The organism is Chryseobacterium arthrosphaerae (genome assembly GCF_001684965.1).
Classification (GTDB): Bacteria; Bacteroidota; Bacteroidia; order Flavobacteriales; family Weeksellaceae; genus Chryseobacterium; species Chryseobacterium arthrosphaerae.
The window spans coordinates 1,013,997-1,034,688 of the sequence record NZ_MAYG01000001.1 but is presented as its reverse complement, the minus strand read 5'-3'; the positions used below and the strand labels follow the sequence as shown (position 1 = coordinate 1,034,688).

The window sequence follows — 20,692 nt, the reverse complement described above, 5'->3', positions numbered from 1 at the left end:
TATGATTCTTATTAATGAAATTAAAATTATATGCTCTTACAGCAATTTTTACCTCCGGAATTGTCTTTTCACAAATTAAAAAAAATGATACTTTACCGTGCGGCGGTCGTCTGGAAGATCCAGTTGTAAACAAAATAGTAGATGCCTACGGAAATAAGCCTGAAAAACCTAAGAAAACATTCACCAAAAACAGGTATGCCTACTGTGGAACTGAACTGATGAAAGAATTCGAAAAAACAGTATGTGATCATGCAAAGACCGTTCTTAAAGACTATCCTTTTTTGGTAGATGAAATGAAGAAGCTGGCTAAAGATCATTCTGATTATCTAAAATCAGATCTATTCTGGATAGACAGAAAAAAGGACACAAAAGATAAAAGCCTGCAGCGCTACAGAGAAGAGGCATTAAAAAAATGGATGCTTAAGGGCAATCATTCCTATTTTTCAGTGGTCATTATTTCAGATATAACAGATGACAGATATGAAAAAATAACCCTTACGGTAGGACTTCCGAAACAGTGATTACAAAACATTACAAATTATTATCTAAAACTTGATAATTTTTGCTAATTTTATTAAACTAAAAATCTAAACTCAGAGAGCACACATGAAAACCTTATTATTTCCCCTACTCTTACTTTCCGTTACACTTACAGCACAAGAAAAAGAAAAGTCCGAGCCTTTTTTCAAAAAAAGAGATACAACAAAGAAGTATAATAAAGAACAAATTGCTGGAATTTCCGGACCCGATGCCGATAAGAAACAAAAAGACCTTTATAAGATACTCGCTGTCAAACCAAAGGACACAGCTCTGTATGCCGCTTTAAAAGAGCAGAAAAAAGATCATTCAAAATTTAAAATTCTGAATCCTACCACTCCTGAAAAAATAAAATTGAATACCGACAAGGCAACAGCGCCTTCCAAATAACCACACTAAAAACTATTAACTATGGGAAAATTTATTATTTCAAAAAGAACGAACGGTGAGTTTCAGTTCAACCTTAAGGCAGGAAACGGGCAGGTCATTCTAACCAGCCAGGGATACAGCACCAAACCTTCCTGCGAAAACGGAATCGGATCAGTAAAAACCAATTCACAGGAAGATGCCAAATTTGAAAGAAATACGGCAAAAGACGGCAGATGTTATTTCAACCTTAAAGCAGGTAACGGACAGATCATCGGAACCAGCCAGATGTATGAATCTGACAACGGCATGGAAAACGGAATAGAATCTGTAAAGAACAATGCTCCACATGCTTCTGTAGAAGATGAAACAAGCCTGTAAAATCATCTGAAATAATATTCTAAAAATGTCTTATTTTTTTAAGGCATTTTTTATTTTTGTAGTCTATTTTTTTAGAAAAAATGACAAAAGAAGAATTACTGAATAAAGCCATCAAAATAGCCGATAAGGCACACAAAGGACAGACTGATAAATACCATGCTCCCTACATTGCCCACGTAATGCGTGTAATGGAATATGGCAAAACCATGGATGAAAAGATCGTAGGTGTGCTGCACGACGTAGTAGAGGACCATCCGCTGGAATTCAGCCTGGATTATCTGAGATCCGAGGGCTTTCCCGAATACATTATTTTCGCGGTGAGCTGCCTTACAAAATTTGATCCGGAAGAAGATTATGATGAGTTCGTCAAAAGAACAGAAAGATCTCCTTTAGCAGTGGCGGTCAAGTTAAACGACCTTCGTGATAATATGGACCTGAGAAGAGTCAACAGAGAGCTGACGCCCAAGGATATTAAAAGATTCAATAAATACCTGAAAGCCTATCGTTATCTGATAGAGAAATATTAATCTGCACCCGGGAAATGGTAAGTTTTCTCCTGATGATCCGTACCATCGATATTGATGTTCAGGGCAAGATAAATAAAATGTAAATTCTTGTTGCCTTTAGCCTCAAATTCACGCTGCCAGAGGTACCCGGTTACAATTCCGAAATAATCATCGATCTGATAGCCGAAACCGCCATAGACCCTGTTTCTGGCAAAAGTAGGCTTCATCGGGGATACGAAGAATATTTCGTCATAAGCATTAGCGAAAACAGTTCCTTTCTTAATGGTTTTAGAGTTTAAAGGCACACTTATATTCAAACGGTAACGGTAACGCATTCTCTGCGAAGTCTGGTCTGTTTTAGGCTCATAAAACCAGCTTTTCTCAGCACGTAAACGGTTTTCAAACTTAACGATACCTTTTTTAAAATCGATGATATCCTGAAGCCATACCCTGAACTCCTCTCTGCTTAAGCTGTGATCTTTGTAATTGACATATCTTCCAAGTCCTACAAAGGGTTTGTGATTTTTAGTAAGATTATACCCCAGCCCTCCTTTTATCTCATAATAATCGGGATAGGTATAATCTTCGTTACCACGCATCTGCCCTTCTGCATAAAGGAAAAACTTCGGATGAAACTTATAGGTGAGGGTCACTGCATTGAAGCTGGAAATATGTTCCTGAGCTTTGAAAAAAGAAATACCAAGTAGTAAACCTAAGCCTAAAAGACGTTTCATAAAAAATTTTTGCAAATGTAATTTTTTTAACAATTTGTTAATATTAAGTTTAATTAATACTAGATTAATATCTAATTAACATTGATCGTATAAGAAAAACCAATGTGGAACCACCTTTGCGGCATTCCTACCCCAAACGCTTCCGTATATTTTGTATTCGTAATATTATTAACCAAAACGTATACAGAATAGTCTTTCTTACTGAAACTCAGCTTCTCATCAACAAGATTATAGGTTCCGAGATTCACCCTTTCATTGTATCTGTAGACAAGCTCATTCGTAAAATTTTTCAGGAACTTTAGTTCCAGCCTGGAAATAAACTGATGCCTTAAATTATCAAGAATATACCTTGAAACAAGACCGTTCGTTTCCTCATATTTACTGTCGATATAGGTATATCCTACCGTGTATTTCAACCAATCCAAAGGTCTGTGGCTCCACTCTGCTTCAATTCCTTTTGTTTTGATTTCCCCTACATTCTGAGCATACCAAACCTTGTCATTTACATCTTTTTTAACCCAGTCAATAGAATTGCTGGAATTTCTTAAAAATCCGCTGACTTTGGCCAAAATATTTTTATTCTGGTACTGATAGCCAACTTCAGAAGAAACCGCATTTTCAGGCTGCAAATCAGGGTTTCCCTGTTCTGTTCTGCTGACATAATAAAGATCGGTAAAGGTAGGTACACGATGTACTTTCGCAATATTTCCGTAAATTTTACTGTTCGGATTGAAGTTATAGCCCACATCAAGCCCGGGATAAAAGAAATTACCTTCCTTAGAATAATTGGCCCATGAAATCCCCGGACTGATATTCAGTTTTTTGTCCAGTAATGAAAAATGATGTTCAAAGAAAACCTGGGAAACAAAACGGTTTCTGTCTCCCAAATTGCTGCTCACCAAAAGTTCCTTTCTCAGTTCAACCCCGATTCCGGTAGTTCCCAATCCCCACTGGTAGCTGGTATTCACTTCTCCGCCTACGTTATTTCCAATGTGCATATTTCTGTAAAAACCCGGATTCCATCTGTCATACAGATACATATCCTGCCCTCTTCTCCAATATACATTTGAGTTAAGTTTAAGCTTTCCGAAAGTCTGCTGGTGAGCCACACTTACAATAGAAGCCTGGGTCTCCTCATACTGTTTGGTCGCATCTTTGGACGCATAAAATCCATTGGCCCCGAATTTCTTTTCTGAAAAACCAGCCTGTACTCTTACATCCCCGTTTTTGATATTCAGTTTTCCCTGATAAAAAACATTTCGGATCTCATAATCCGTATTATACATATACCCTTCTGAGGCATTGGAATTGGCCTGAAGCGTATTTGAAAATTTTTCATTACCTATCTGGGCATTAAATCCTAAACTATAAGAACCGTAATCACCGCCTTCTGCGCTTATTTTGACCTTTTTTCCCGGTGTTGGCCTGGTAATGATATTGATGACTCCTGCATAAGCATTCTGCCCGAAACGTCTTGCTGCAGGTCCCTTGATGATCTCAATCTTCTCAACGTCTTCAAGATCTACCGGAACATTCATATTATTATGCCCTGTCTGGGAATCATTCATCCTGATCCCGTTCAGCAATAAGAGAACCTGCTCAAAAGAACTTCCACGAAAACCGATATCACTCTGTACCCCATTGGCACCTCTCCTTCTGATATCCATTCCCGGTACCTGCTGAAGAATCTCATCAATACTTTTAGCCGGCGAATTTTCAATTTCTTCCTTAGTAATGACACTGATGTTCTGATTGGCACTTTTGTAAGGGGTAGAGATAAATTTCCCTTGAAATTCAATGCTTTCAATATCTGTAGTCTTCTCCTGTGCATTTACCCAAAGTAAAGATCCCAGAAAAAAAGCACTTCCTATCTTTTTGATCATAATCGTTTCCGTAGTTTTCTTTTAACAGGATTCAAAAGTAAGGGAGTTCATCAATACGGGCAAATGATACTTGTCATAAAAAAAGATGCAGTGATATGCTGCATCTTGATTTTGAGGGAGTAATGACTATCTTTTTCTCATTAAATGTGTAACCAGATCTCTGAATAATTTTCTCATTTCTCTATTACATATTTATGAATACAATTTTAAAAATTTTTAAAATATAAAACAATACTCTGGTAAAAAATCATAATGAAATTCGCCTAACCATTTCAAATACAATAAAAATAAATGCAAAAAAATAAATAAGTCTACAAAACACTGTTTTATTTTTCATTTTTACAGGGTTTATTTCTTCATGATAAATCCTGTTTTCGTTTAAATTCATAAAATTTTAGTCATGAGAGAAGCATCTGATTTTCATCAAAAATTCGTAATTTTGTGGGTCTTAATTTTACGATGAAAATATTCTTTTTTTCAACTGTATTCAGGAGAAATGAAACCAGAAACAGATGAAGCTGAGAAGGATACCTCAAAGTTCAGTTGATGACGAAGGCCTGGAATATTCTATGCCCAAAACACCGGTACCGGAAGACCATAATATATCCGGTTACTTATATGAATAAACAAAATATGGCTAACACAACAGATATTGATATAAAAAAACAGATTTTCGTTAAGAATGCCCATCTTAACAATCTGAAGCATATAGACGTCCTTATCCCGAAAAACAAACTGATCGTTATTACAGGAGTTTCGGGAAGCGGTAAGTCTTCTCTTGCCTTTGATACCATCTATGCGGAAGGACAGAGAAGATATGTTGAAAGTTTAAGTTCCTATGCACGCCAGTTCTTGGGAAAACTTGAAAAACCTAAAGTGGATGATATTAAAGGGCTTGCCCCTTCTATCGCCATCCAGCAGAAAGTAATTTCTTCCAACCCGAGATCTACTGTGGGAACTTCTACCGAGATCTATGATTATATGAAACTTCTTTTTGCCAGAATCGGGAAAACCTATTCTCCCGTTTCCGGTGAAGAAGTAAAGAAAGATTCCGTTTCGGATGTTGTAGACTTCATTAAGGCCTCTGAAAAAGACACCTCCTTTCTATTGACAGCTCCTCTGGAATACGATGCTGAAAACTTTAAGGAAACACTGAATATCTTAAAACTGGCAGGTTTTACAAGACTGGAAATCAATGGAAATGTAGCAGGAATTGAAGATCTGGAAAGTTTCGGATTTACTCCGGAAAAAGGCATGGAGATCAATCTTGTCATTGACCGTTTTTCTTACGAAGATGATGAAAGTTTTCTCCAGCGGCTTGCAGATTCTATTCAGATGGCATTTTATGAAGGCCGTGGTTACTGCTCATTGAAGAATGCAGATACAGGGAAAGTAAAAGAATTCTCCAACAAATTTGAACTGGACGGAATAGAATTCCTGGAGCCGAATGTACACTTTTTCAGCTTCAACAATCCCTATGGTGCCTGCCCGGCCTGTGAAGGATACGGAAAGGTAATCGGTATTGATGAAGATCTTGTGGTACCGAATAAAACCCTCTCAGTATATGAAGATGCCGTAGTTTGCTGGAGAGGGGAAACCATGAGCGAATGGAAGAAAGATTTCATCAAAAAAGCAGGTGACTTTCCTATTCATAAGCCTTATCACCAACTGACCAAAGAACAGAAAAATTTCCTTTGGAAAGGTGACGGCAGAAGCAATTTCCCCTGTATCAATAATTTCTTCAAAATGCTTGAAGAAAACCTATATAAAATCCAGTACCGTGTGATGCTTTCCCGCTACAGGGGCAAAACCCTGTGCCCTACCTGTGAAGGATTAAGGCTTCGTGAGGAAACAAGCTGGGTAAAGGTTGACGGACATAATATCCAGTCGATGATTGAACTTCCTCTGGATGAGCTTGAACCAATGATTAATGGATTAAAACTTTCCGAACATGATAAGGAAGTAGCCAAAAGATTATTATACGAAATCTCTACCCGGCTGGAATTTTTACTGAAAGTCGGTTTAGGATATTTAACATTAAACAGGACTTCGAATACCCTATCCGGAGGAGAAAGCCAAAGGATCAACCTTGCCACGAGCCTGGGAAGTTCTCTGGTGGGATCTATTTATATTCTGGATGAACCTTCCATCGGTCTTCATTCCAAAGATACGGAAAACCTCATCGAAGTATTGAAAAACCTTCGTGACCTGGGCAATACTGTTATTGTGGTGGAGCATGATGAGGATGTTATGAGAGCTGCGGATTATATTATTGATATCGGCCCGGAGGCCGGCTACCTTGGTGGTGAGCTTGTATTTGCCGGGGATTACAAAGATCTGAAAAAAGCGGACACCCTTACTTCTGAATATCTTACAGGAAGACTGGAAATAGAAGTTCCGAAAAAACGAAGAAAAGCTAAAGAATGGATCCATATCAAAGGTGCCCGCCAGAATAACCTTAAAAACATTGATGTAGATGTTCCTTTGGAAAATCTGGTAGTGATTTCAGGGGTTTCCGGAAGTGGAAAATCGACCCTGATGAAGGAAATCCTGACCAACGATATTCAGATCCAATTGGGAATGGGTGGTAAAAAAGGAGATTATGATTCAGTGGAATTCCCGAAAAAGCTGATCAAAAATATTGAACTGATCGACCAGAATCCGATCGGTAAATCATCCCGTTCTAATCCGGTGACCTATCTGAAGGCTTATGATGACATCCGTGATCTTTTTGCCAAGCAGAAAGTAGCAAAAATGATGGGCTACAAACCTAAACATTTCTCTTTCAACGTAGACGGCGGAAGATGTGATGAGTGTAAAGGAGAAGGAGTCATCAATGTTTCTATGCAGTTCATGGCAGATATTGAGCTGGAATGTGAAGTCTGCAAAGGAACCCGTTTCAAAAGCGAGATTCTTGAAGTGAAATTCGATGAGAAAAGCATCTCAGATATTCTTCATATGACGGTAGATGAAGCTCTGGCATTCTTTAAGGATAATAATGAAGAGAAGATCGTAACGAAATTAAAACCGCTTCAGGAAGTAGGATTAGGCTATTTACAGCTTGGGCAGAGCTCTTCTACCCTTTCCGGCGGTGAGGCACAGCGTGTAAAGCTGGCTTCATTCCTTGTAAAAGGTGTAACGACGGATAAAACTTTATTTATCTTTGATGAACCTTCTACAGGACTTCATTTCCATGATATTCAGAAACTGCTGAAATCTTTACAGGCGCTGATAGACCTTGGACATTCCGTAATTGTTATCGAACACCAGCCGGATATCATCAAATGTGCCGACTATATCATCGATATCGGTCCGGAAGCAGGGAAACATGGTGGAGAAGTCGTGTTTGCAGGTACCCCTGAAGACCTGACAAAAAATAAAAAGTCTTATACTGCAAAATATATCAAAGAAAAACTTGAGCAATAAATTAGGTGGCTATTGACCATATGATAATGGTATCAGCAAAATTTGTTTACAGATAATTAAAAGCGACTGTTTCAGGCAGTCGCTTTTTTATGAAATAGTGCTAATAGATTTAAAGACTTGAATTTTTTATTTTAAAAATTTTAGGCAGGATTTTTGACTGATCAGATAATCATAGAGATCAATATTTATCTTATTTTTAACTATCAAAAATCACTTTTATTATGCCATGGAATCCGGAATTATATGATCAATACAAAGATGTACGATACCGACCTTTTTATGATCTTGCAGCATTGATCCAGCCTGAAGACGATATAAAAGCAATTGATTTAGGCTGCGGTACGGGAGAGCAAACCTCTATTTTAGCTGAAAAGCTGAAAGGCTCAGTATTTTTAGGGATTGACTCATCTCCCCAAATGCTTGAAAAATCTAAAAAGTATGAAAATGAACACCTGCATTTTGCACTTCAGACCATTGAGGAGGCAGCAGCTTCAGAACAGCAATGGGGCCTCGTCTTCAGTAATGCCGCTTTACAGTGGGCAGATGATCACGAAAAGCTGTTTCCTGAAATTATCGGACTTTTAAAGCCTTCCGGTCAGCTGGCCATCCAAATGCCTGTTCAGAATGAGAATGTACTCAATCAGATTCTCATGCAGATGGTGGATGAAGAACCTTACGCATCCTATTTACAGCATTTTAAACGCAATTCTCCTGTACTTTCCATGGATGATTATGCACAGATCCTGTTTGATAACGGAATTCAGGATATAGAGATCTTCCAAAAAGTATATCCCATTATTGCAGATGACCATGAAGCTTTGTATACCTTCATTTCCGGGACTGCATTGCTGCCTTATCTGGAACGGTTGAATGAAGCGCAAAAGGAAATATTCATTACGGAATTTAAAGCACGTATAGCCAGAAGGTTTCCGAAATATCCAGCTATTTATGCATTTAAGCGTATTCTGATGTACGGACGTAAAAAATAATAGGTATTGAAAATAAAAAAGAAGCCATTACCAATCAGTAACAGCTTCTTCCATTATTGGGTTTCCCCTGACCGATATTTATTTTATATTATATAAAAACGGACTTTCCCTGTAATAGGTTTTGTCATCGATCTGTAGAACCAGAAATTCTGCCAGGTCTGCAGCACTTATGCTTTCCCCTTTACAATCGGTGAGATTTGCTTCTGTTGTAAAGCTTTCTTCTGTAAGATTGATGAGTGGCAGCCTTACCAATGTCCAATCCAGATCAGTTTCCGAAAGGAATTCATACTCTTTCTGTTTGTCTCCTGTAGTTTCAGGATAATTCTGATACATCCAGTCAGTGGCCATTTTCACTCCGGGATTCTTTTGGTCGGCAGGAGTATTTACACTTAAGCCCGTTGTTACAATATACCTTCGGATTCCATGGTCATGCATGGCACGGTTGATATTTTTTGTAGCATCACTGAAGATTGATTTCTCTCCTTTTGGTTGCCCCAGCGTACTCATAACTATATTGCAGCCCCCGACTAATAAGTCAATGGCTTTTTGATCTCTTGCGTCACCTTTGACCAGTTCAATAAGAGGGTTTTCAACCATGAAATTTTCGGGATGTCTTAATAATAATCTTACCGGATACTCTCTTTTCAGAAGATGCTGTACAAGATATTTTCCGGATTTTCCGGTTCCGCCGATCACAGCGATTTTATTTGTTTTCATAATGATTCTTTTTAATGGTATTGATATATCCATCAGAGCCCTTCAATCACAGGCAGCAATGAATATGCGATGAAACAATATGGCGTTCATCTTTTTTAACTTTAAAACAATAGACAGATACGGCTCAGAAAATTGAACCTTAGAGTTTCAGGTCTTCGAATATAACCTGAACGGTGTCATATGTACTACGAGATTTTAATGCTCTAAAGTTACATTTTTAAATCAATAAAAATTTATGATTTTGGAAACTTATTTTAAGATTTAAAGTATTTAACTTCGATAATTATTTTAATACCAGATCATTACCCAACATCACTATAATGTACACCCATAAATTTAATTAATATGAAACCTTTTATCGTAAACATTCCTGAAGAAGTCATTACTGACCTTAAGACCCGCATCGCCAATACAAGATGGCCGGGAGAACCTGAACATTCCGACTGGAGCTACGGCACAAGTGAAAAATACATGAAAGAACTCGCCGATTACTGGATGAATGAATATGACTGGTCTTTATATGAAGAACAGCTGAACCGCTTCCCTCAGTATACGGTTGAGATCAACGGAATTCTCATTCATTTTCAGTATATCAAAGGAAAAGGTCCTGATCCCAAGCCTCTGATCCTTACCCACGGCTGGCCAGACAGCTATTACCGTTTCCATAAAATTATTCCTCTGCTGACGGAGGGTGAGCAGAGTTTTGATCTCATTATTCCTTCTATTCCCGGTTTTGGTTTTTCTGATAAAACAGCGGTCAGCAGTACAGAAGTAGCAGCAATCTGGAAAAAGCTGATGACTGAAGTTCTGGGCTATGGAAAATTCTGTGCTGCAGGCGGCGATATAGGAATGGGAGTCGTAAAGGCGCTTGCTTCCCGATATCCGGATGTGGTAGAGGCCGTTCATCTTACGGACGTGGGCTACCCGACAGGCCAGGAAGATCCTGCAACGATGAGTGAGGATGAAAAAGAATTTGCACGGTTTGTTCAGCAGTGGTGGTACAGTCAGGGAGCCTATGCAATGGTACAGTCTACGAAGCCACAATCCATCGCCTATGGCTTGAATGATTCCCCCGTCGGATTAGCAGCATGGATGATAAGCTTTGTAAATGCCGGTACCCCTCCGGAAATGATAGAAACGGCATGCGGGGGAAAAGATGAAATGCTTACTAATATTATGATCTACTGGGTAACCCAAACAATAGGATCGTCGGCAAGAATGTATAAAGCGGACGCTGAAGCTTTATGGAGCGGTTCACAAAATCCTCAAAAAACCGATGTTCCTGCCGGTGTTCTGGTGTTTCCCCGTGAAGCACAATTTCCTAAAGAATGGGCAGAACGTTTCGTAAATGTAGTAAGTTTCAAAAAAATGAATGAGGGTGGGCATTTTGCTGCGTTGGAATTACCCCATATATTTGCTGATGAATTAAGATCTTTCTTCTATTCGATCAGATAATTAAATAATATCCATGCAAAACACTTCATTTGCCTTCCTTGCCATTTCTTTTTTGATCATTGGCTGTACAACTCAGAACCCACACAGCCAGGGCAAAGATTATGACGTAAAACTCGATACGCTCACGATGTTTGATCAAAGCAGAAACCGGAAAATCCCTGTAGCCTTTTATACGCCTAACGTCAAAAAGCCAATTCCAAACCAGCAGGTGATTATCTTCAATCACGGATACGGTTTTAATAAAGGCGGAGATTATTTTGTGTATTCTTACCTCACTGAAAAACTTGCCTCAAAAGGATATTTCACGGTAAGCATCCAGCATGAGCAAACAACTGACCAGCCCTTACCTACTGAAGGTCATTTGCAGACGGTGAGAAGACCTTTCTGGCAGCTGGGCTCGGATAACATTCTGTATGTTTTGAATGAGCTGAAAAAAATAAAACCGGATCTTGATTATAAACACCTCTCCCTTATCGGGCATTCCAATGGCGGTGATATGGCTGCCCTGTTCTGCAACCAGCATCCTAACCTGGTTTATAAAATCATTACAATGGATAACCGGAGAATGTTTCTGCCCAGAACTTCCGTTCCTAAGATTTATACGCTCCGTTCCAATGATTATCCGGCTGATGAAGGCGTATTACCCAATGATGAAGAGCAGAAGAAATACCATATGACTGTACAGCCTACCCTGATTAATCATAGCCATATGGATAATAAAGGAGATGAAAAGGAACAAGAAATGTTGAATAATTTTATTCTGAGATACCTGAATGAAGGATAATGATCTCTTTATTCAGGGCTTCTTAATAGGCTAATGAATGAAACAACACAAAGTTATCCACAAAAAAAAGTGGATAACTTGTGAATTTTAACATTAAATTCATATTTCGTATTAAAAATATCACTACATTTACTATGTAATAAACATCGAAGTGGAAACTTTATTTGCTTTTCTTACTACTATTGAAATTGCAATTAAATTTGAAATAAAAATTTAAGCACAGCATTGTCGGCTGTGCTTTTTATTGTTGTCTAATTAAAAAAATGAGATGTCTTATCTACTGAATCTGCCCCTAAAGGGCAGATTCTTTTATAATTAAGGCAATACCCGACTCAATCCTGGATCTGATTCGTTTTCATATTAAGATACATGCATTAACATGATTCATGAATATTTTGTAAATTTATTTTCTTAACGGCCTCATAGTTCAATGGATAGAATAAGAGTTTCCTAAACTTTAGATCCAAGTTCGATTCTTGGTGGGGCTATTTCATAAATTCCTTTCAACTTTTTAAAAATCTTACTCTTAATATGGAACGTTTCGTCTGAGAATTCCGATATTTGCTGCTGAATCTGAATGAATAGTAATGGAAGAATTTGAAGTCCCGGTAAGTTATAAAGGTAAAGAATATGTTTTCAACGGAAGACTGGCAACATTCACTTATGGATATAAAATCTATGTAGATGTGAATGGTACTGAAGTGGTATTTGAACGGGACGACTCAGGAAATTTACGGGCATTGCTCCCGGAAAGCACTTCGGAAACAACGATAGAAAAAGGACTTATTGAAGCTATTATTGAGGTGTTTACTGCTCTTTAGATGGCCAGGTTTATCAATTTTTTGAATGATAAAGATCAGCAACAACAAAATCTGTCATCCGATAAGATCTTCCTGTTCTTTTAATGTTTTATCTTTTTCTTTTTTTTAGCCTTCTTCTTACCTTGTTCCCTTACGATATTGATATAGCCGAACATAAAGAGTAAACTTCCTGCTGCAATAGCAATATGAATCCAGAAACGGCTTGAAAAATCATTCTTCAGATAATAATTATAAGCAGAATTCCCAAAGAAATATCCTCCTCCAATAATGATCAGGGGAATGACAATATAAAAAGTACTGACAAGGCCGAAGGTCTGAAGATTACGGGTATTCAATGTAAGTGCATAATCTGTAATTCCGGTTAATATTATTATTCCAAAGAAAATAAATATTACTTCCCCCACAATCAATATTGGTCTTACCTGAGTAATAAGCCGTACTTCATCATTGCTTTCATCCACCACTACTTTTACAGTTTCCTGAAGTTCCGGAGCCGATGAATACTGAAATCCTGTATCTACAACAGCTGTTTTTTGCTGTCCATTACCGTTCATATAGCTAACAACGGGATAATATAATGGTTTTTTATTACGTCTGTTCTGCTCTTTTTTATAATCTATAACATTCGCCTCCTGAGCTTCAGACAATATATGATCTTTAGCGGTATGAACCAGATATACACCTACTGAAACTACAGAAATAACGACCTGATAAAATATAAACCCCATTACTGCAATGACGATGACTTTCCATAAGCTTCTCATCTGCTTTTCCTTAATCCACCACCTGTAAGAAATGAACAGGATCATAAGCAAGGTAATAATGCTTATATAGATCGATTGATATTCTTTAATATGGTTTCCAAACATGACTGCTTATTTTTGATCAACTTTAAAAAGAGTGAACAAAGCTACTATTCCCGACGGAAATACGGATAAGTTCATTATAAAAAGTGGTTAACATCACTATAAATCCCTGGCTTAGTATTATTTAAACAGACATATTTCTATACCGGTCGGAATAATAAATTGACACTATAAAAAATAGATTATACAACAGATTGATAAGATAGCCGTAGTTATATCCCTTAGGGAATACTTCAGTCCCCAAAGAGTGTCCTGAAATACTTATAACGACACCAATCACCAATATTCCCAACCAAAAGACGGTAAAGCATCCTGTATTTCCCTTTAAGCTGTCTATTGCTTTTTTATCTTTTATAGAATAAGAATAAATATAATTGGGAAGCCATGAAGCTACAGTAAATACCATCGCAAGATTATAGGCTATAAAAAAGGGAAACAAGGTAAAAACCAATAATGCACAAAAAAAATAAATAGCCACAAACTTATTTTTACCCTCCTTTTCATTTTCCTTATAGATAAACAGAGGAATATTCATGAGCAATAAAAAAAACATCACCCAAAAGTTGAAGAATGAAGATTTCTCAACCGTTCTATTTTCCAGAAACATATACATATTAAAAACAACCCACAGGAAATTGACTCCCATCTGCATCAGCGCAGGCCGGGTCAAAGGCATTGCCTTCGCTTTATTATCCTGATATTGTTCCTGGACTTTTTGGAGCTCTTTCTGCAGCTTTTTATTTTTATTGAGCATCTTTGCTACTTAAGTTTGAGCTTATCAGAGGGCACACTCTTGTAAATTATTTTAATTTATTTACGAATGATTACAAAATCATTGCTGCCTTGCGGAAGATATAATAATATACGGTAATCAGCTGCTCCGGACTTCTGTCCTTTTCTAATTAATGCTCCCCAGCCTTTTATATCAAGTGGAGATTTATTGTTGAACTCCATAGTATGATTCTTTCTTTCTAATGTAACCAGCTTTCCCTGAGCATACAATTTCAATTCATAATCCTCCAAAGGAACCATATTATTGGTACAGTATTTTTCAACACTTAATTTATTTTCATTAACTGACTTTTCATATTGTTCATTGCTACTGTAATAAAATGATGCGGTTTCCTTCGCCCTTGTTTTTGTTAAGGCAGCCCATTTATCTCCATTCCCTTGATTTAGAACCTCTCTGACTTTTTCATGAAAATCTACGACTTTCTTTTCAAGTTCTTTTTTGTCCATTTTAGACAAATCCTGTCCTTTACTCCATCCTTCAAGATCATATGGAAGTTCTTTCACCTCCACTTCCCATTCCTGCTCAAAGTAAGGTACAGGTGCATCAGGTACTTTGATGGATAACCTGTTATAGGTTTTAGGATCCAGAATATCTCCGGTATCTCTATTTCGGATAAAGCTTCCGAAACTAAACTGGCAGGATTTAATATCTTCAGGGTTTACCATAGTATCACCACGTCTGAATACAGGGAAAATCTGAATTTTGATCTTATATTTTCCATTCTTCAATGCGTAACCATTCAGATCTATGGATGTATTGAGGGGTGTATTTTCTTCTGATACTTTTATATCATTAAAATAGATAACTACCGGGATGGCTGCAGTTGCTGCAATAGTATATGTGATTTGTTTTTCTTTGGCTACTTGATTTGTCATCTCTTCCTTAATTTTCTCATTGTTGTTTTTATAATCTTTACATCCTGCATTCACCATGGTTAAAATGCATATAACTATTAATTTTTTCATATTAATCAAGTTTAAATTCATACGAAAAGCCGTCATGCAAAAGGTATTTGTTTTCAGATGGCTCCGCATCATTGTCTTCTACGTTACTATTAAGGTTATCACTATCAGTCTTCACACTTGTTTTAATTGTTGCATATAATCCCTGATATTTACATTCCAATGAATTTGTCTCCGCATTTTTAGCAATATTTAAAACGGCATAAGCACTTCCTTGAAATTCTGCCTCCAAAGAATAGACATTTCCAAATTTAGCGGTTAAACTTCCTCCACATTCAATCCCGAATTTTATTTCTACAGACGGGCTAATATCATTTTCTTTAAAGCCATCTACTGTGTGATATTTCGTTGCCGTAGCTTCTATCTTAAATGCTCCGGAAACAAACAGATCCAAATAATAATCTATATCCAGTTGAATCTTATAATCATTTCCGCCTCCAAAAAAATCAACTACTTTATTCCAAAAATCATCTGCAGAACCCACCGTATCTGCTACCGCAGTAATCCCCTTTATTGCCTGTCCTACATATGGAATTTTAGTAGCTACAAAAAGAAGATCAAGACTTCCTTTTACTTCTATCAAAGGATCAGCTTTGAATTTCACCTCATAAAGGGTGCCTACTTCGCCACCTTCTTTTTCACTGGCAACATAACTCCATTTAACAGCTCCTGCAAAAGCAGGTTGTCCTATTTCTATTTTAAATGGTATTTTACTGAGTGTCTTATTTTTCCCGGCAAGATAAGCATTTCGTTTTTTATTTCTCTTCTTTACCTGGTCCGGCCGTTTATTTTTATTTTCAGCTATGGCTTCATCTGCTTCCTTGTTAAAACTTAATAAACTTATCTTATTGATGACCCACATTGCGCTATCAATAATATTAAAAACCGGATGTTCACCAGAAAATGTAATGGCTTCCTGTTTAAAATCATTATATCCCCATTCCAAAGCGACTTCAAACTGACTATAACTTAGCCTTCCCTCACTTACTTCCTGCTTATCATTTTTATAGTTTTCTTCACGAGCCTGTCTCTGTTCCTTTCTAATTTTTTTGTTTGTTTTTTTATTAAAAAAACCACCTTTTCCCAAATATTTTCTTTGGGTGTAAGATTTTGTCTGTCCGGTAAAGAAGGGGTTTTCTGCTGCCAGTTTAAAGCCGACTTCATAATATATTGCAGGAAAAACTTCTACATTTAACGGTTTGGAGATCGCACATGAGTTCAGACTGATAGGATAAATCAGTTTTCTTACTCCACTTAAATTCATCATATCAAGTGCTTGTGCATGGGTAGGCTTAGGATATGAGGCTAAGAAACTTATATCATTTCTTCCAATATTTAATCCTTTATAAAGGGATGGATTGTTTTTTACAGTTATTGCCTTTTTTTCATGCCATAGTTCCGGCTTTTCTTCATATGCACAGTCATCTGTTTTTAAATCGGTTATAGTAATGACAACAGGTTTTTCTTCTTCGCTTGCTACAATTCTGTAATAAATATCATTTTTATATTTATCCTTTATCCGCTGAAATAAAGTTGACTTCTTCTTATTATAATCACCTGTAATTTCAGAGTATTGACAGGGATGAAAAAAAGCAATATCAGTTTCCACCTGGCTGAGAACAACCACCTGGTTTGAATTGGAAGAATCTACTTTTATTTCGTCAGTTGCATTTTTATCGATTTTCAGAAGGCATTCCTGAAGGACTTTCTTCCCCCCAGGGATTTTATTATGATATACCACAGGATAGATTTCCAAAGATTCCCCTCCCATAGTCTGCCATAGCGGATCTATAAATACAACGAACTTAGACTTCTGTATATTAATTTTTGTTGCAGGAACACCGTCGTATTTGTTGCCATCCTCCTCTATAAGAAGGCCTTTTTTTGCAGTGGATGGTGCCTTTTTTGCGTCATGCACAGAAACAGCTCTTTCAAAGTAAGTTCCCTGTTTTGAGATATCTTCATTGGTTCTTTCTTCTGCATTATTATTAAGATATTCTACAGCATAAAGGTCATCATCTGCGTTGGTAAGCCCCAGCGTAATTAACCTTATAATCTTGTCTTTATCTTTTAACTGTACTTTTATATTATTTCCATATAATGCACTGGTATAAACATTCAGATATACCGATGATCCGAATTTCAATGTTTTGCTAATCACATTATTGTCTGCATCCTCCCATTGTGCCAACATTACATCAGGACTCTCACCTTTCGCATTGATAATGACACCATGCGGGTATTTACCCTGAGGTTTTGTACCACTCCAAAACGGTTCCAGATATACTGCCCCTCCGCCTTCTAAAAATTCTTCAAAGGTAAATTTCATAGCAGCAGTTCCCATCGTAACCGATTCATTGAAGCTTTCTGCAGTAAGCTCCGGTCTCCGGTCTCCTATGAGCTGCTGTACCCACCGTACGGAGCCATAATCAGCTGTAATAACGGCTAAATCATCATCATATTTTTTGTTGATATTTTTAACAGCCTCACTATTATCATTGTTAATTTTTTTTCTTTTCTTTTCACGGGCCGCCATTCCTTCTTCCCGTTTTTTCACATTGGCATCATAAGTTTCAGCTTTTACTTTCCCTGCATTGTAGTCATTATAATTTTTAAGGATAAAATCATAGCTTTCTTTTTCTTCTTTTTCAATATCACTGATCTTCTTTGTATGATTTTTCCTGGCAGCATTTAAATCTTTTTCTTTCTGCTGATCCAAAACATCTTTTCTGTCTTTATATTCTTTTATATAAACATTGAAACTTTCTGCTTTCTTTAGCTCCAGCCATCCAATATCTTTATGAAATACCTGCCCCGGGTTCGTTTCTATATAGATATGCAGCGGAGCTTTATCTTTATTTTCCGATGTTTTTGTTGTGTTTTCCATGGCAGTATATTAGTTGATTGGAATATATTTTTTCACCTTACTTTTAGTGTTAACAAACGGTAACAATTCAGCCAGAACCTCATCATCCGCATTCTTCACATTCTGGGCAGAAGCTTCAGCGGTCTGTCCATGATTGATGATCGTAATACAATCCGGCCCTCCAACCGGGCAGGTGGCTTTACTGTCTTCTAAAAGGGCTTTTCCGTTATTATCCTCCAGTTTAATTTTTTCATAATAGCCACTCCATTGGGTAACGACTGCCTGGCATGGGTTATTATTCATTTTTTTGCAGGATCCGAAAGTATTTTTCTCAAAAGTAGGTCCGATATCTACATGGGTAGCCATCAGTTTTTTGCTCCCATCCTTCTCATTGATGTAGCGTTTACTTTGTGTTTTTACGGTAAGCTTATCAGGAGTTGTTCCAAATTTGCACTGGCAGGTAGCTCCCTGGCAAACCAAATGTTTCTCACTCATAGTATATTGTGTTTTTGTTTTTACATATTACTGTTCATACAGCTGAAAATCAACCTTATACTCAATTCCTTTTTCAAAAGCTGAACAATAACCGGTAACTGAAAATAATTCTCTTGTTTCTCTATGAAATTTATATAAGAAGTTCACCTGTCCTTTAGCTTTGTTTTTATTAAAGGGGTTATCTTCTTCCGTTCCCGTTATTTTTAATGCTATTTTGTTTCCTCTTGTATATTCCCTGCTCAGTGCAAATTCTGTTTCATATCCTATCTGCTGTGACAATCCTGAAAAGTAAATCTCCAGAAAATCTTTTTTCAGAAACTGGGGATATCCCTTATAAACAGGCAGGAAGAATAACTTATAAAACAAATTCCTGTCAAAGAGGTCTTTCTTCAGGTTAAGATCTGCGTAAGCCTGGTCCATTTGTGCCAATATCTTATCCGTTGTCTCAGACCGGTAATATTCTTTCAGTTTGGGATGGCAGTCTGTTTTCCATCGATGGAATATTTGTTCATGATTGATAATTCTGTCAAGTCCGCCATTGTTTTTGACCGAAATCTGCAGTGGATATAAAACCTGTTCTGCTTTTTCAAACAGCTGTTCTATAACTTTATCAATCCCATGATTGTTTACATATGTTTTTTCCTTAGCAAGTTCAATATAAGCTGGAGTTCTTTTTACTTTTATCTTATAGTGGATCTGAAGGTTTTTAGGAAAAAATTTAATAATAACTCCATATACTTTATCGCTGAGATCAGTAGGAAGTTTTAATGTTGCAGTTTTCAGCAGCTTCTTATCTCTTACTTCAAATTTATCTGAAGGGATATAAACGTATTCAACATATTTGGGCAGAGATACCGTCAGTAATTCCTGAATACTGCAATATTGATTATGGAAACCCACCACTTCTTCCGGGGTCATTTCGTATTCCCCGGAAAATTCTTTAAGGTTCAGGATTCCTTCTATTTTTACCTTCCTGTATTCTTTTGTTTCAGAGTTTTTCATCCTATTGGCGTATGCAATATCATTTCTGGGTCTAAAATGCCGGTACCGATATTACTTATACGATCATCTGCCATCATAATATCAGGATGTCATTCCTTTCTTTATTTTAATTTTTTGTAATTATTATTTCTTAGCTTTTCTTTCTTCAAAAGAAGCTTCTGTCCCCATTCTATTTTTCATAGACCGATTAGGCTTATAACCCAAATTATTGTCTTAAACCCTTACCTGTTTTTCAATGGTCCTATACTTTAACTCCGATAATGAAAATATTTTCTACCATTTCTGATATAATCTAAACAAATAATACAATGCAATTTAAAAATATGGGCTATCATCCCCTTTTGCCCTGTAACCTACTTTAATATATTCCAATTCAGAATCACTGTACTGAACACTGTTGAGGAAATAATAATTTTGCTTGTTACCACAGTCATTTTTTCTGTTATCATTCCAATATTCTCCATTATCTCCTTTGGTACTTCCTGTTTCATTGACACCATCCATATTGTCATCCCTGAAAGTGAAAATCTGAAGGTCTTTTTCCTTACGGTTTTTATTCAACTCTTTCAATAACATTCCTCCACGTACTTCTGCTCCATCTATCGTTACAGATTGTTTGTAAGTCGTATAGGGATAAATATACTTATCAGGGCCTTCTTTTCCACCTATAGATTTCAACTGGATAAATTCTTGTTCCAGCTCTTTTGTAAGTGCACTAGGGTTGTTCTTTTTATATTCACTTATTAAATAAGTTTCTGATTCTCTTTCATATGCAAACTTTAATTTTCCTTTATGACCCGCGGGACTCGTAAGATTAGAATAAAAAATATACATTTTTGTGGTCTTTTTGGGGTTATTGCTATTATGTCCCTCTTCTTCTACAACAATTCCCAAATCGTCCCAGATATAGCGTTTATAATAAGATTTAGCATCATCAGGAATATTACGGTATTTATTTCCAAATATATTAATCCATTCTTCTACAGGCTTACCAAAAGGAAGTTTTTTATTTTTATATAGAGCTTCACATTCTGTCAGTTGAAAATCTGTTGTCATTACTTTTTGTTGGGATTTACTTTTTGTGCAAGATAAGCATACCATTAATATGC

Annotated in this window: 19 protein-coding genes and 1 tRNA gene; 10 read left to right on the top strand and 10 right to left on the bottom strand. The window is 36.8% G+C overall.

The genetic code is table 11. The features are described 5' to 3' along the window. Positions 1-14 precede the first annotated feature (14 nt). The 4 genes from BBI00_RS04595 (at position 15) to BBI00_RS04580 (ending at position 1,811) form a co-directional block, all read left to right on the top strand. On the top strand, positions 15-521 hold the full coding sequence (locus BBI00_RS04595; RefSeq protein WP_065397664.1) for a hypothetical protein: 507 nt from the start codon (positions 15-17) through the stop codon (positions 519-521). A gap of 85 nt (positions 522-606) precedes the next feature. Then, positions 607-927 carry a hypothetical protein gene (locus BBI00_RS04590; protein ID WP_065397663.1) on the top strand — a complete coding sequence of 107 codons (321 nt, stop codon included), beginning with the start codon at positions 607-609 and terminating at the stop codon, positions 925-927. Between the two features lie 21 nt (positions 928-948). After that, positions 949-1,284, top strand: coding sequence for a YegP family protein (locus BBI00_RS04585; RefSeq protein ID WP_065397662.1), 336 nt, complete (start codon positions 949-951; stop codon positions 1,282-1,284). Positions 1,285-1,364: 80 nt separating this feature from the next. Further along, positions 1,365-1,811 carry a phosphohydrolase gene (locus BBI00_RS04580; protein WP_065397661.1) on the top strand — a complete coding sequence of 149 codons (447 nt, stop codon included), beginning with the start codon at positions 1,365-1,367 and terminating at the stop codon, positions 1,809-1,811. Here BBI00_RS04580 and BBI00_RS04575 read toward each other — a convergent pair. Further along, entirely contained in the window at positions 1,808-2,524 is a 717-nt protein-coding gene (locus tag BBI00_RS04575) for a DUF2490 domain-containing protein (protein WP_065397660.1), read from the bottom strand. The genes BBI00_RS04580 and BBI00_RS04575 overlap by 4 nt on opposite strands. Before the next feature lie 71 nt (positions 2,525-2,595). After that, on the bottom strand, positions 2,596-4,407 hold the full coding sequence (locus BBI00_RS04570; protein ID WP_065397659.1) for a TonB-dependent receptor plug domain-containing protein: 1,812 nt from the start codon (positions 4,405-4,407) through the stop codon (positions 2,596-2,598). Between the two features lie 633 nt (positions 4,408-5,040). Between BBI00_RS04570 and uvrA the strand changes: the two genes are divergently transcribed. Together uvrA and BBI00_RS04560 are read left to right on the top strand one after the other, a co-directional pair. Further along, positions 5,041-7,833: an excinuclease ABC subunit UvrA gene (gene uvrA, locus BBI00_RS04565; RefSeq protein ID WP_065399615.1), complete on the top strand. Its 2,793-nt coding sequence runs from the start codon at positions 5,041-5,043 to the stop codon at positions 7,831-7,833. 221 nt (positions 7,834-8,054) lie between these two features. Beyond that, a complete protein-coding gene (locus tag BBI00_RS04560; protein ID WP_065397658.1) occupies positions 8,055-8,822 on the top strand; it encodes a methyltransferase domain-containing protein in 768 nt (255 codons plus the stop codon). Between the two features lie 78 nt (positions 8,823-8,900). On the opposite strand, the gene BBI00_RS04555 is transcribed toward BBI00_RS04560, so the two are convergent. Beyond that, on the bottom strand, positions 8,901-9,539 hold the full coding sequence (locus BBI00_RS04555) for an NAD(P)-dependent oxidoreductase (RefSeq protein WP_065397657.1): 639 nt from the start codon (positions 9,537-9,539) through the stop codon (positions 8,901-8,903). A 345-nt stretch (positions 9,540-9,884) separates the two neighbouring features. Here BBI00_RS04555 and BBI00_RS04550 point away from each other — a divergent pair, with 345 nt between their 5' ends. The 4 genes from BBI00_RS04550 to BBI00_RS04535 all read left to right on the top strand — a co-directional run bounded on the left by BBI00_RS04550 (position 9,885) and on the right by BBI00_RS04535 (position 12,599). Further along, on the top strand, positions 9,885-10,994 hold the full coding sequence (locus tag BBI00_RS04550; protein ID WP_065397656.1) for an epoxide hydrolase family protein: 1,110 nt from the start codon (positions 9,885-9,887) through the stop codon (positions 10,992-10,994). 13 nt (positions 10,995-11,007) lie between these two features. Continuing rightward, a complete protein-coding gene (locus BBI00_RS04545) occupies positions 11,008-11,778 on the top strand; it encodes an alpha/beta hydrolase family protein (protein ID WP_065397655.1) in 771 nt (256 codons plus the stop codon). A 416-nt stretch (positions 11,779-12,194) separates the two neighbouring features. Further along, positions 12,195-12,266 (top strand) — tRNA-Arg (locus tag BBI00_RS04540). Positions 12,267-12,365: 99 nt separating this feature from the next. Beyond that, entirely contained in the window at positions 12,366-12,599 is a 234-nt protein-coding gene (locus BBI00_RS04535) for a hypothetical protein (protein ID WP_065397654.1), read from the top strand. An 80-nt stretch (positions 12,600-12,679) separates the two neighbouring features. Here the strand turns inward: BBI00_RS04535 and BBI00_RS04530 are convergent, their stop codons facing one another. The 7 genes from BBI00_RS04530 to BBI00_RS04500 form a co-directional block, all read right to left on the bottom strand. Further along, positions 12,680-13,468, bottom strand: a complete 789-nt coding sequence (locus BBI00_RS04530; RefSeq protein WP_065397653.1) for a hypothetical protein — start codon at positions 13,466-13,468, stop codon at positions 12,680-12,682. Between the two features lie 121 nt (positions 13,469-13,589). After that, positions 13,590-14,219: a hypothetical protein gene (locus BBI00_RS04525; protein WP_065397652.1), complete on the bottom strand. Its 630-nt coding sequence runs from the start codon at positions 14,217-14,219 to the stop codon at positions 13,590-13,592. Between the two features lie 56 nt (positions 14,220-14,275). Further along, positions 14,276-15,223, bottom strand: a complete 948-nt coding sequence (locus BBI00_RS04520) for a hypothetical protein (RefSeq protein WP_228394715.1) — start codon at positions 15,221-15,223, stop codon at positions 14,276-14,278. A 1-nt stretch (position 15,224) separates the two neighbouring features. Beyond that, positions 15,225-18,107, bottom strand: coding sequence for a hypothetical protein (locus BBI00_RS04515; RefSeq protein WP_065397651.1), 2,883 nt, complete (start codon positions 18,105-18,107; stop codon positions 15,225-15,227). A 9-nt stretch (positions 18,108-18,116) separates the two neighbouring features. After that, positions 18,117-18,581: a DUF4280 domain-containing protein gene (locus tag BBI00_RS04510; protein ID WP_065397650.1), complete on the bottom strand. Its 465-nt coding sequence runs from the start codon at positions 18,579-18,581 to the stop codon at positions 18,117-18,119. Between the two features lie 27 nt (positions 18,582-18,608). Continuing rightward, a complete protein-coding gene (locus BBI00_RS04505; protein WP_065397649.1) occupies positions 18,609-19,583 on the bottom strand; it encodes a hypothetical protein in 975 nt (324 codons plus the stop codon). 315 nt (positions 19,584-19,898) lie between these two features. Further along, positions 19,899-20,639, bottom strand: a complete 741-nt coding sequence (locus BBI00_RS04500) for a DUF7738 domain-containing protein (protein WP_228394714.1) — start codon at positions 20,637-20,639, stop codon at positions 19,899-19,901. Positions 20,640-20,692: the final 53 nt, after the last annotated feature.

Bases quoted from the DNA above. Each gene is read 5' to 3' on its own strand.
- BBI00_RS04595 (WP_065397664.1), top strand. From the start codon at position 15: ATGAAATTAAAATTATATGCTCTTACAGCAATTTTTACCTCCGGAATT.
- BBI00_RS04590 (WP_065397663.1), top strand. From the start codon at position 607: ATGAAAACCTTATTATTTCCCCTACTCTTACTTTCCGTTACACTTACA.
- BBI00_RS04585 (WP_065397662.1), top strand. From the start codon at position 949: ATGGGAAAATTTATTATTTCAAAAAGAACGAACGGTGAGTTTCAGTTC.
- BBI00_RS04580 (WP_065397661.1), top strand. From the start codon at position 1,365: ATGACAAAAGAAGAATTACTGAATAAAGCCATCAAAATAGCCGATAAG.
- BBI00_RS04575 (WP_065397660.1), bottom strand. From the start codon at position 2,524: ATGAAACGTCTTTTAGGCTTAGGTTTACTACTTGGTATTTCTTTTTTC.
- BBI00_RS04570 (WP_065397659.1), bottom strand. From the start codon at position 4,407: ATGATCAAAAAGATAGGAAGTGCTTTTTTTCTGGGATCTTTACTTTGG.
- uvrA (WP_065399615.1), top strand. From the start codon at position 5,041: ATGGCTAACACAACAGATATTGATATAAAAAAACAGATTTTCGTTAAG.
- BBI00_RS04560 (WP_065397658.1), top strand. From the start codon at position 8,055: ATGCCATGGAATCCGGAATTATATGATCAATACAAAGATGTACGATAC.
- BBI00_RS04555 (WP_065397657.1), bottom strand. From the start codon at position 9,539: ATGAAAACAAATAAAATCGCTGTGATCGGCGGAACCGGAAAATCCGGA.
- BBI00_RS04550 (WP_065397656.1), top strand. From the start codon at position 9,885: ATGAAACCTTTTATCGTAAACATTCCTGAAGAAGTCATTACTGACCTT.
- BBI00_RS04545 (WP_065397655.1), top strand. From the start codon at position 11,008: ATGCAAAACACTTCATTTGCCTTCCTTGCCATTTCTTTTTTGATCATT.
- BBI00_RS04535 (WP_065397654.1), top strand. From the start codon at position 12,366: ATGGAAGAATTTGAAGTCCCGGTAAGTTATAAAGGTAAAGAATATGTT.
- BBI00_RS04530 (WP_065397653.1), bottom strand. From the start codon at position 13,468: ATGTTTGGAAACCATATTAAAGAATATCAATCGATCTATATAAGCATT.
- BBI00_RS04525 (WP_065397652.1), bottom strand. From the start codon at position 14,219: ATGCTCAATAAAAATAAAAAGCTGCAGAAAGAGCTCCAAAAAGTCCAG.
- BBI00_RS04520 (WP_228394715.1), bottom strand. From the start codon at position 15,223: ATGAAAAAATTAATAGTTATATGCATTTTAACCATGGTGAATGCAGGA.
- BBI00_RS04515 (WP_065397651.1), bottom strand. From the start codon at position 18,107: ATGGAAAACACAACAAAAACATCGGAAAATAAAGATAAAGCTCCGCTG.
- BBI00_RS04510 (WP_065397650.1), bottom strand. From the start codon at position 18,581: ATGAGTGAGAAACATTTGGTTTGCCAGGGAGCTACCTGCCAGTGCAAA.
- BBI00_RS04505 (WP_065397649.1), bottom strand. From the start codon at position 19,583: ATGAAAAACTCTGAAACAAAAGAATACAGGAAGGTAAAAATAGAAGGA.
- BBI00_RS04500 (WP_228394714.1), bottom strand. From the start codon at position 20,639: ATGACAACAGATTTTCAACTGACAGAATGTGAAGCTCTATATAAAAAT.